Origin of the sequence: Leptotrichia shahii (genome assembly GCF_008327825.1) — a bacterium.
Lineage (GTDB): Bacteria > Fusobacteriota > Fusobacteriia > Fusobacteriales > Leptotrichiaceae > Leptotrichia > Leptotrichia shahii.
On sequence record NZ_AP019827.1, the window covers coordinates 2,131,668 to 2,142,946 of the forward strand.

The window sequence follows — 11,279 nt, forward strand, 5'->3', positions numbered from 1 at the left end:
TATTTTACAACTTTTCTATTTTATACGATAACATTAAATTTAACCAATAAAAAATAACAAAAAAGACATAGCTTATGATTTAATTCACTAAGTTACGTCTTTTTTAAAATTTTACAATAAAACAAAGATAAATTATTTTAATATTTTGGATTCAAATTTTTTTCCACCATAATATAACATATATTTCTTATCTTGTAATGCTCCTGGATTTACAAATATTATACCATTTTTTTCTGCAAAAAATTCCTTATGCGTATGTCCAAAAACACAAATTTCAGCTTTTTCCAAATGTGCCTTTTTTTCTAGTTCTTCAAGTGTCTGTTTCACATTATACAGATGTCCATGTGTAAGAAATACCTTTTTCCCCATCAAGTCAAATATTCTCATATCTCTCGATTCATAATCATCCATATCAGTATTTCCCTTTACAATAGCAAAAAGTACATCCCTATAAACTAATGACATATCAATTGCATCGGTGCTGTGATCTCCTGCAAAAATTACGATTTCTGGATTTTCCAGCTCCATCACCTGCTGAAAATAATCAAGTCTTCTGTGACTATCCGAACAAATTAATACTTTCATTAAATCTCCTCTCTCCATCTTCCTCTTTTTTTACTCCTAAAATTTTTTTCATACCCAAACTCCTTTAAAATTGAACTAATAAAAATCAAACATTTTAAAAGTTTTATACAAAATGGTTGTAGTTTTTTAGCCTAGTTTTAAAATAGTCTTATTGTATTTTTTAGATTAAAATTTAAATTTTAAAATAATCATTTTCTAAATAATTTATTTCTATAGCAAAATTACCTTGAAACTGTTTTAAATATTATAATTATTCTACTCAATTAAACATTTGTATAATTTAATATTCAAGTTTATGGCATTTTGGATAAATTATATCATACTTTTTAACTTTATACTAATTTTTTCTATTATTTGATCTATATTTAATCATAAGTTTTTTGATAAGTTTTATTTATTATAATCCAGCAGAATTTATAAAAAATATTATTTTTATTATAATTTTCTTTTATAGTAAAATTAAATTAAAACTAAACTTTAAAATTATAATGCTTTTCAAGCACACATTATATTTATGTAGTTTCTTAATATATTTTTAAAGAAAATCGAGCATATTTTTAAAATATAATTTTTTATTTTTTAAATAATATCTTGAAAATATACTCATATTTACAGTAAAACTATTTATAAGTCAAGCAACTATTTTATACAGATCTAATATTATTTAATTATACTAAATTAAATATAAAAAAGAAAGAAATGCGTTTTTTGAATTTAGATACACTCAAACAGCTTTTATAAACTGCTTGAGTAATATCCAATATTATTTGCAGATAAAAAATTTCTTTATTATTTGACTTTTTAAACAATAAAAATCGGTTTTTGAAGATTTTCAAGTATTCTAACTCCAAGTTTACCAGTAATTCTTTCAACCATTACTGTATACCGTAAATCTCCCATTAAAACTAAATCATAATTTTGAGATTCGTTCATAATTGTCTTGAATGTATCTCCTTTTTTATGAATAAGGTTATAGTTTTCTCCAAATCTTTGGGCTAAGCTATTTTCATCATCTTCTTCAACATTTACACGCAATACGTTCATCTTTTGCTCACCAAATATGTAGAAAAAAGTAAATAGCGTCTTATTGGCATTATAAGCCCCGTCATCAAGCAATACCAAATTATCCAATCTGAAATTTTCCACATTTGGTAAAATAATTAGCGGCTTGAATATGCTTCTCAAAATTTCCTTTAATACAGGAGTTACTTTTTCATTTTTTACAAGCACGAGCAAATCATATTTTTTCAATTCTTCCAAAATAATTTCAGAAGTTTCTCCATCCTTTGTGTAAAAATTTGAAATATCAGCTGTCATTTTTTCTTTTATTTTTTTTACAGTTTTTTCTTCAAGCTCCCTGTATTCCTTAAAGGCATAATTTGCTCCGATATTTAATCCCATACCTTCAATGCTCACAGGAAAAACTTCGTACTTTAAGATATCTTTGATATAGATAACATCAATATCAACATCATATTTTTTCTTAAAAATTCCCGCAAAATTAACCAATGGCTGTATTTCATTTTCTGCCGTAACTAAAAATAATGCTTTTTTTTGTAACATTTTAACCACTTCCTTATTATGATAATTTTATTTAACCTATTTATCTTCTTCACTAAAGTCAGGAGCTTCTGTAATTTTTACGACAGATGCAATTTTTTCATTATTTCTGACTTTCATTATTCTAACACCTGTTGCCGAACGGCTTTGCACAGTAATTTCATTAATACTTGTCCTAATTAATGTACCTTCTGAAGTAATAAGCATAATTTCATCATTTTCCCTTACGATTTTTACATCTACAATTTTTCCAGTTTTATCATTAAGTTTTGCATTAATAATTCCTTTTCCTCCACGGGAAGTTAGTCTATATTCTAATAATTTTGTACGTTTTCCATATCCTTCTTCAGTGATTGTAAGAATTCTAATTTGGTCATTATCCATTTTTGAATTAATAATTGCAGCTCCTACTATTTTATCCTTATCCCGTAGCGTTATTCCCCTTACTCCAACTGCTGTTGTTCCCATACTTCTTACATCTTTTTCTGAAAATCTAATGGCAATACCGTTTCTAGTCGCTACAAAAATTTCATCTTCACCACTTCCGCTAGTAAGTCCAACAAACATAACCTCATCTTCATCATTCAATCTGATTGCACGTTTTCCAGCCTTCATAATATTATTAAATAATGTCAATTCAGATTTTTTAACAACTCCGTTCCGTGTTACAAAGAACAAGTTTTTATTGTCTTCAAATTCACGAACTTTTATTATCGTGCTGACTTTCTCATCAGAATCTAGATTTATTATATTTCCAATCAGTTTTCCACGTGCCTGTTTTCCAGTTTCAGGTATTTCGTACACTTTTATGCTGAATACTTTTCCTTTCGTTGTAAAAATAAGCAATGTGTCAAGTGCTCTTGCTATATACATATCTTTTACAACATCATCTTCTACTGTATTTGTAGCATTTACCCCAATTCCACCACGTTTTTGTGAACGATAAGTGTCAATTGCCACACGTTTTACATAGCCTTTTTCAGTAAGTGTTACAACTACTTCCTCATCCTTGATCAAGTCTTCTATGCTAATTTCAGCTCTCGCATTTCTAATTTCAGTTCTACGTTCATCACCAAAATCTTCTTTTAATTTAAGTGCCTCCTCTTTAATTATACCATATATTTTTGAATCATCAGATAAAATTCCCATTAATTTTTCAATTAATAGCATAAGTTCACTATATTCCTGATTAATCTTATCTCTTTCAAGTCCAGTAAGTCTTTGTAATCTCATATCCAATATAGCTTTTGCCTGAATTTCTGAAAATTCAAATTTAGTAATTAATTCAGCCCGTGCAGCATTTGCATCTTTGGAAGCACGTATAATCCTAATTACTTCCTCAATGTTATCAAGTGCTATTTTGAATCCTTCCAAAATATGAGCCCTATTTTTAGCCTTTTTCAATTCAAATTCAGTTCTTCTTGTAATTACTTCAAATCTATGTTCCAGATATTTCTGAAGAACCTGCTTTAAATTTAATACTCTCGGTGCATTGTCAACAAGTGCAAGCATAATCACACCAAATGTATTTTGCAAATCGGTAAATTTGTAAAGACTGTTTAAGATCAATTCACTTTCTTCGCCTTTTTTCAGTTCAATTACAATTCTAATACCATCCCTGTCAGTTTCATCCCGCAAGTCAGATATTCCTGTAATTTTCTTCTGCCTTACTAAATCAGCAATTTTTTCAATAAGTCTAGACTTATTCACTTGATATGGCAATTCTGTTACAATAATCGATTCTTTCCCTGTTTTAGAAGTTTCAATTTCTACACGTCCTGCAACTCTTAACTTTCCACGTCCAGTTTTATAGGCATCGTAAATTCCCTGTTTTCCGTTAATTATACCACCAGTTGGAAAATCTGGTCCTTTTATATAAGTAATCAATTCATCAATTGAAATTTCAGGATTATCAATTAATGCAACAATTCCATCAACTACTTCCCCTAAATTATGTGGCGGAATATTTGTAGCCATTCCAACTGCAATTCCGTTTGCTCCATTTAGTAATAAATTAGGCAGTTTAGCAGGCAGTACAGCTGGCTCATCCAAACTTTCATCAAAGTTCTTTCTGTAATCAATCGTATCCTTTCCAATATCCGCAAGCAGCTCTTCAGTAATTTTGGCCATTCTAGCCTCCGTATACCGCATTGCCGCTGCTTCATCCCCATCAATCGAACCAAAGTTTCCATGTCCATCAATAAGTTCATATCTCATATTAAAGTCCTGTGCCATTCTAACCATAGCACCATAAACCGAAGAATCCCCATGCGGATGGTATTTCCCCAGTACATCCCCGACAATTCTTGCCGATTTCTTAAATGGAGTCTTATGGCTCATTCCCATCTCACTCATGGAAAACAAAATTCTTCTATGCACAGGCTTTAATCCATCACGCACATCAGGCAACGCACGGCTAACAATTACACTCATCGAATAATCCAAATAAGCCGCCTTTATCTCATCCTCAATATAAACATTAGATTCATTTGATAAATCCGTAGCCTTAGGTAATCCTTCCACAATGATTTCCCTATCATCATTTTCATCCATTTCTGTTATCTCTTCTCTTTCATTGTCATCTCTAAAATCGTCTGACATCCTGCACCTCTTTTCTTCTCTTTCTTTACAACAAGTGAACTATTTTAAAATGTTCAATTAAGCTATTTCCTAAATTTTTATTACAAATTAGTAATTGTTTTTCCTTTTTTATACTAACTCTTTTAACATAACTATTTATAATTAAACTAAAAACGTCGGTATTGCAAAGGGGATGGCAACTATTCCCTTTGCTTTTAAGAAAGAAAAAATATAAATATTATAGAAAAAATATCTATTAATAAAAATAACTTTTCTCAATTTTAATTAAAAATTATATATCCAAATTCCTTACGTAATTTGCATTATCCTCTATAAACTTCCTTCTTGGCTCAACCTTATCCCCCATCAGAATATTAAACATTTTATCCGCATAAGATGCATCTTCCATCGACACTTTTAACAATGTTCTCACTTCTGGATCAAGAGTAGTTTCCCAAAGCTGTTCTGGATTCATTTCTCCTAATCCTTTGTAACGTTGAATTGTATACTTTCTTCCATCTTTTTCCAAAACTTTTGTCACTTGCTTTAGCTGGTCATCTGAATAGGCATATCTAATCGCCTTTCCAGCCTGAATTTTGTATAAAGGAGGCTGTGCAATATAAATATAGCCTTCATTAATTAATTCTCTTAAATGTCTATAAAAGAATGTCAGCATTAATGTTCGGATGTGAGCCCCATCAACATCGGCATCTGTCATGATTACGATTTTATGGTATCTTAATTTTTTTATATCCATATCATCACCAAATCCGGCTCCAAAGGCTGTAATCATTGCACGAATTTCGGCATTTTCCAGAGCTTTGTGCACTCCTGATTTTTCCACATTTAATATTTTCCCACGAAGCGGCAATATTGCCTGAAATCTTCTATCTCTTCCCTGTTTTGCAGAACCTCCTGCCGAGTTTCCTTCGACTATGAAAATTTCTGACTCAGATGGATCTTTTGAGGAGCAGTCTGCTAATTTTCCTGGTAATGATCCAACTTCTAGTGTATTTTTTCTAAGTACAAGTTCTCTTGCTTTTTTCGCAGCTTCTCTTGCTCTTTTAGACATTACCATTTTTTCAATGATTTTTTCAGCTGCCTTTGGATGATCCTCCAAATAAAATTTTAAATTTCCTCCAACAATATTTGATACAATCCCTGTAACTTCACTATTTCCAAGTTTTGTTTTTGTTTGCCCTTCAAATTGAGGTTCAGGTATTTTTACGCTTATTACGCAGACTAGCCCTTCTCTTACGTCTGTCCCTTGAAATGTTCCATTTTTATCCTTAATCAAGTTCATCTGCTTTGCAATATCATTAATAGTTCTTGTAAGTGCTGTTCTAAAACCGCTGACATGAGTTCCACCTTCGTGTGTATTTATATTATTTACAAATGAATAAACATTTTCCCTTTGAGAAGTTGTATAATTCATAGCAATTTCTACTTCTACAAATTTTGCATTTTTATATTTCATTATTTTATTTCCATCTTCATCCACAGCTTCTACTTCTTTAGCTTCTTCAATTTGCATTGTATCAGCCATATAAATTACATCATCAACGATTTTTTCCTCATCAATAATTTCATTTAAAAAATCTTTTATTCCACCTTCAAATAAAAATTCTTCGGTTTTTATATCATCGTTTTTTCTTTCATCCAATAATTCGATTTTTAAACCTTTATTTAAATATGCTAACTCTTTTAAACGTGACTCCAAGATTGAATAGTCATAAACCGTTGTTTCAAAAATTTCATCATCAGCTTTAAATCTAACTACAGTTCCATGTACACCCTCGTCAGCTGTACCTATTTCCTCCACAGGCGTTATTGCCACACCACGCTTATATGTTTGCCGAAAAACTTTTCCATCACGTGTGACAGTCGCTTCAAGCCATTCTGACAAGGCATTTACAACAGATACTCCAACTCCATGAAGTCCACCTGACACTTTATAGTTGTCATTGTCAAATTTACCGCCAGCATGCAATACTGTAAGTACAACTTCCAAGGTTGATTTTCCTGTCTTGTGCATTCCTACAGGGATTCCACGTCCATTATCAGATACTTCGATTATATTTCCTTCCAATATTTTTACAGTGATTTTATCACAAACTCCAGCAAGTGCCTCATCCACACTGTTATCCACAATTTCCCACACAAGATGATGAAGCCCACGTGATGAAGTCGATCCAATATACATTCCAGGACGCTTCCTAACTGCTTCCAGCCCTTCAAGGACTGTAATAGCTTCTGCTCCATAATTATCAGCCATTATTTACTCCCTCCATTTTATACCAAACTTTATATCTTCTTTTATTTCAAATTACACTAAACTTTGCTTATGAAAAGCAAAGACATCATTTATCCATTGTAATGACAAAACAATTTTAAATTTCTTACCAAATAGTAACATAATTCAAAATTCACAAAAATTTATTATCCAAATAAAAAGCCGCATTATTTTCCAACGCAAAAATTCCCAAACACATGATCTAAAATATCTTCAGACGATATTTCTCCTGTAATTTCTGAAAGAGAATCTAATGCTTCTTTTAAATCCACAGAAATTAGATCCATCGGAAGCCCCATATCTATCGTTTCAAAAATATTTTTTATCGCATCTTTCGTTTTTTCAAGTGCTGTTTTATGACGAATATTTGTAATTATCAATTTTTCCGATGAATTTTCCACATCTTCTTCCATAATATATGAATAAATTTTTTCTTGCATATCTTCAATTCCAATATTGTCCTTTGCTGATATTTCAACAATATTTCCCAAATTATACCCTTCAAGATCAATTTTTCTGTTCAAATCAATTTTATTCAATAATACTATAACTTTCTTTTTATTCTCTTTTATCTGATTTATAACTTCTATATCTTCATTTTCAAGCTCCTTTGAAGCATCCAGTACAAGCAGCACCAAATCAGCCTTCTCAATAAACTGCTTAGACTTTTCCACACCAATATTTTCCACAATATCGTCAGTCTTTCTAATTCCAGCTGTATCCACAAGAACTAACGGAACTCCCTTTATATTAATTATTTCCTCAATAATATCCCGTGTTGTCCCCGCAACATGAGTTACAATCGCTCTTTCCTCATGAAGCAAGGCATTTAGCAATGTAGATTTTCCCACATTAGGTTTTCCCACAATAACTGTTTTTATTCCCTCTTTTATTTTTTTCCCCGTATCATAAGAATCTATTAAACGATTTGCCTCTTCATAAACTTCTTCCAAATTATTTCGCAATTCAGCTGGCAATGGATCATCAATGCCTTCCTCAGGATAATCCAGCACAACATTCACATGAGCCGTAATATCAAGCAATGCCTTTTTAAACTGGTTCACTTTATCTCGCAAATCACCTCTTAACTGATCCAGCGATAAAGACACGCTTTTTTCAGTCTTCCCCTGAATAATGTCCATAACCGCTTCAGCCTGTGATAAATCTATTCGCCCATTCATGAATGCCCTTTTTGTAAATTCTCCGCTTTCAGCATGTCTTGCTCCATTTCTTAATACAAGCTCAAGCACCTTTTCTGAAACAAGTGTTCCACCATGGCAATTTATTTCCACAATATCTTCACAAGTATAGCTTTTTGGGGCTTTTAGCCTAACAGCCATCACTTCATCTACTGTTTTTTCTCCATCCTTGATAAATCCGTAATTTAATTTATAAAAACCCAAATTAGCATTTGGGTTCTTTTTAACAAATATTTTGTCCAGTATTTCAAATGATTTATCTCCAGATATTCTTATTATGGCAATTCCACCTTCACCTTTTGGAGTGGAAATCGCCGCAATTGTGTCAAATAACATCTTAAACCTCTATTTCTAAAATCATTTTTCTAATTTTTTTCATCTAGCTTTTTAATAATTAAATATCTTTTTGGATCTTCTCCTACACTTTCAGTTTTCAATCCCTTCATAAATGAGATTTCCTCATGAATGATTCTACGTTCGTGTGATGCCATAGGATTTAATTTTATTGCATTTCCTGTCAATAAAACCGCTTTCCCTTTTTTTCTTGCCAAATCTCTTAATGAATGTTCACGTTTTTCCTTATAGTTATTAGAATCAACAGAAATTTTTAAATGTTTAAATTTTTTAGTTGTGCTTATCAAATATTCTAAACTATTTAAGGCACTTCCCTTTTCCCCAATTAAAAATCTCATATCTTTTCCATCAAGAATAACTAAATATTTTCCATTGTTTTCTTTCTTAATATTTACAATTTTTATATCCAGCCTTATACTTACAATAAATTCCTTAAAGAATCCTCTAATTTTATCTATATTCATATCAGAATGGTTTTCATCATTTTCAAAATTTCCATTTCTGTAGTTCTTTTTATTATTACTATTTTTATTATTTTCTTTCTGTAAGCTATAATTTTTTATGTCTTTTTTTACATCTTTATTTTTATTTTGTATTTTTAATTCTTGTGTTTCTGTTTCTGTCTTGTTAGTTTTTAGTTCAGATTTTTTAACAATCTCAATTTCGTATTCGCCCTTTATATTCACAAATAATATTTTTTTTGGATATTTTAAGACTTTTACTTGATAAGTTTCATCTTCCTTTAGTGTCAAGGAACGGCTTATCATATTTTTAAGCTCTTCCTCATTTTGAGCTTTTAATATTATCTTTTCCATCATCACTTCTTCCTTTCAAAATGAAATATTGCTGAACTAATGATAAAGCCCCTGAAACTAAATAATATAACGTTACTCCTGATGGCATTCTATAAAATATAAATAACATCATAAGAGGCATCATATACAGCATTGTCTTCATTTGCTGATTAGATTCCTGTCCACTCGTTGTATTTGTCATTATTTTCTGTTGAATATAAGTAACACCCACATTTAAAATTGGCAGCAGATTAAATGCAAAGTTTCCTATCATAAACAGTCTATCAGGCTGTTTTAATGTAAACCATAAAAATTTTGCATCTGCTGGAATAGCATTTCCGCTAAAAGCCCAGTATAGTGCCACAAATACAGGCATCTGAATTAATAATGGCAGACATCCTCCTAATGGATTTACTCCACTTTCTCTATAAAGTTCAGCTGTTTTTTGCTGATATTCCTGTGGACTATCTTTATATTTCTCTTTTATTTTCTCAATTTCAGGTTGTAAATCCCTCATTTTTTTCATTGACTTTTCCTGTTTTAATGTCAATGGAAATATAACTATTCTCATTAAAATTGTAACAATTATTATTGCTATTCCATAGTTTCCTACAACACCATATATCGCATTTAAGACATATACGACAAAATCAACTAGTGCTTGTATCTTCATATATTATTTCCTCCACTTTTTTATTTTAACGGATCATATCCACCCTTATGAAAGGGATGACATTTTAATAGTCTTATTATTGTCAAATAGCTCCCTTTTATTGCCCCATATTTTGTAATTGCCTGTCGTGAATATTCTGAGCAAGTTGGATAAAATCTGCATCTTTTCCCAAGATACGGCGAAATACATTTTTGATAACATTTTATCAAAAACAATAATATTTTTTTCATCATTTTATCACCTTGATCATATCCTTTTCAATATCCTTATACTTTAAATTTTTCAAATTATCTTTTAAAATAGATTTGCCTACAAATACATAATCAGTATTTTCTTTAAATTTATCCTTATGTATTTTTACAAATTCCCTAAAAATTCTTTTTATTCTATTTCTTTGAACTGCATTTCCAGTTTTTTTGCTGGCTACAAAGCCAAACCGCTGTTTATTATTTTCTCTTATAAAAATAATAGCATACTTTGTATGCATCTTTTTTGATTTGTTATATATTAATGAAAAATCCTTTGATTTTTTTATTTTATTAATAGACATATTTCTCTTCTTTAAACTTTTTAAGATAAATGAGAGCTTAATAAATATTTAAAATCTTTAAATTTAGGTAAATCTTAAAAAATTTTGGCATATAAAAAGCTCTCCTGTTTATTTAGATATTAATGCTTTTAAAAACCCAGTGTTGAATTTAACACCGGGTTATGCTGATAATTTAGCTCTTCCTTTAGCTCTTCTTCTTTTTAAGACATTTCTTCCGCTTTTATTTTGCATTCTTTTTCTAAATCCATGATCTTTTTTTCTTTTTCTTTTATTTGGTTGATATGTTCTTTTAGTCATCTTTTATCCTTTCTTTTGTATTTTAAAAAAATTATTGTCTTTTGTAAATATTATATACAATATTCAAAAAAAAGTCAAGTTTTAAGCCATTTATATTTAAATTTCAATTTACATTGAATTTATAATTGCTTTTATATATTGTTTAAAAAAGAAAGAATATTTTATTTGTTTGATAACAGCATATACAGGTTTTTTTATTAAGAAGAATTAAGTATCTAGTTACAGCTGGATATTGTAAATTTATAAGAGTATTTTTAATGTTATTTTTCTTTGTTTTGTTTTTTTATATTTTGAATAAGATTGTTTCTATATGTAATAAAGTAAAATTTATAAAATAGATTATAAATATTTTTAGAATTTTATACCTAGTTTTGTTATTCATGTAAAATATACA

At 29.9% G+C, this 11,279-nt stretch carries 10 protein-coding genes; all 10 read right to left on the bottom strand.

Annotated elements, in window-relative coordinates; genetic code table 11:
- Window positions 1-132: 132 nt before the first annotated feature.
- Complete coding sequence (locus tag F1564_RS09905) at window positions 133-585, bottom strand: YfcE family phosphodiesterase (protein WP_018451377.1); 453 nt, start codon at window positions 583-585, stop codon at window positions 133-135.
- 801 nt (window positions 586-1,386) lie between these two features.
- Window positions 1,387-2,148 carry a hypothetical protein gene (locus tag F1564_RS09910; RefSeq protein ID WP_018451378.1) on the bottom strand — a complete coding sequence of 254 codons (762 nt, stop codon included), beginning with the start codon at window positions 2,146-2,148 and terminating at the stop codon, window positions 1,387-1,389.
- A 36-nt stretch (window positions 2,149-2,184) separates the two neighbouring features.
- Complete coding sequence (gyrA, locus tag F1564_RS09915) at window positions 2,185-4,746, bottom strand: DNA gyrase subunit A (protein WP_018451379.1); 2,562 nt, start codon at window positions 4,744-4,746, stop codon at window positions 2,185-2,187.
- Window positions 4,747-5,017: 271 nt separating this feature from the next.
- Window positions 5,018-7,000 carry a DNA topoisomerase (ATP-hydrolyzing) subunit B gene (gene gyrB / locus F1564_RS09920; RefSeq protein WP_018451380.1) on the bottom strand — a complete coding sequence of 661 codons (1,983 nt, stop codon included), beginning with the start codon at window positions 6,998-7,000 and terminating at the stop codon, window positions 5,018-5,020.
- A 185-nt stretch (window positions 7,001-7,185) separates the two neighbouring features.
- Window positions 7,186-8,553, bottom strand: a complete 1,368-nt coding sequence (mnmE, locus tag F1564_RS09925; RefSeq protein WP_018451381.1) for a tRNA uridine-5-carboxymethylaminomethyl(34) synthesis GTPase MnmE — start codon at window positions 8,551-8,553, stop codon at window positions 7,186-7,188.
- A 29-nt stretch (window positions 8,554-8,582) separates the two neighbouring features.
- Complete coding sequence (locus F1564_RS09930) at window positions 8,583-9,386, bottom strand: Jag family protein (protein ID WP_018451382.1); 804 nt, start codon at window positions 9,384-9,386, stop codon at window positions 8,583-8,585.
- Window positions 9,355-10,038: a YidC/Oxa1 family membrane protein insertase gene (locus F1564_RS09935; RefSeq protein WP_018451383.1), complete on the bottom strand. Its 684-nt coding sequence runs from the start codon at window positions 10,036-10,038 to the stop codon at window positions 9,355-9,357. The genes F1564_RS09930 and F1564_RS09935 overlap by 32 nt, the downstream gene beginning before the upstream one ends.
- 20 nt (window positions 10,039-10,058) lie before the next feature.
- Window positions 10,059-10,268, bottom strand: a complete 210-nt coding sequence (yidD, locus tag F1564_RS09940; protein ID WP_018451384.1) for a membrane protein insertion efficiency factor YidD — start codon at window positions 10,266-10,268, stop codon at window positions 10,059-10,061.
- A complete protein-coding gene (rnpA, locus tag F1564_RS09945) occupies window positions 10,268-10,588 on the bottom strand; it encodes a ribonuclease P protein component (RefSeq protein WP_018451385.1) in 321 nt (106 codons plus the stop codon). Before rnpA ends, yidD begins: the two co-directional genes overlap by 1 nt.
- A 159-nt stretch (window positions 10,589-10,747) precedes the next feature.
- Entirely contained in the window at window positions 10,748-10,885 is a 138-nt protein-coding gene (rpmH, locus tag F1564_RS09950) for a 50S ribosomal protein L34 (protein WP_006805377.1), read from the bottom strand.
- Window positions 10,886-11,279 lie beyond the last annotated feature (394 nt).

Bases quoted from the DNA above. Each gene is read 5' to 3' on its own strand.
- F1564_RS09905 (WP_018451377.1), bottom strand. From the start codon at position 585: ATGAAAGTATTAATTTGTTCGGATAGTCACAGAAGACTTGATTATTTT.
- F1564_RS09910 (WP_018451378.1), bottom strand. From the start codon at position 2,148: ATGTTACAAAAAAAAGCATTATTTTTAGTTACGGCAGAAAATGAAATA.
- gyrA (WP_018451379.1), bottom strand. From the start codon at position 4,746: ATGTCAGACGATTTTAGAGATGACAATGAAAGAGAAGAGATAACAGAA.
- gyrB (WP_018451380.1), bottom strand. From the start codon at position 7,000: ATGGCTGATAATTATGGAGCAGAAGCTATTACAGTCCTTGAAGGGCTG.
- mnmE (WP_018451381.1), bottom strand. From the start codon at position 8,553: ATGTTATTTGACACAATTGCGGCGATTTCCACTCCAAAAGGTGAAGGT.
- F1564_RS09930 (WP_018451382.1), bottom strand. From the start codon at position 9,386: ATGGAAAAGATAATATTAAAAGCTCAAAATGAGGAAGAGCTTAAAAAT.
- F1564_RS09935 (WP_018451383.1), bottom strand. From the start codon at position 10,038: ATGAAGATACAAGCACTAGTTGATTTTGTCGTATATGTCTTAAATGCG.
- yidD (WP_018451384.1), bottom strand. From the start codon at position 10,268: ATGAAAAAAATATTATTGTTTTTGATAAAATGTTATCAAAAATGTATT.
- rnpA (WP_018451385.1), bottom strand. From the start codon at position 10,588: ATGTCTATTAATAAAATAAAAAAATCAAAGGATTTTTCATTAATATAT.
- rpmH (WP_006805377.1), bottom strand. From the start codon at position 10,885: ATGACTAAAAGAACATATCAACCAAATAAAAGAAAAAGAAAAAAAGAT.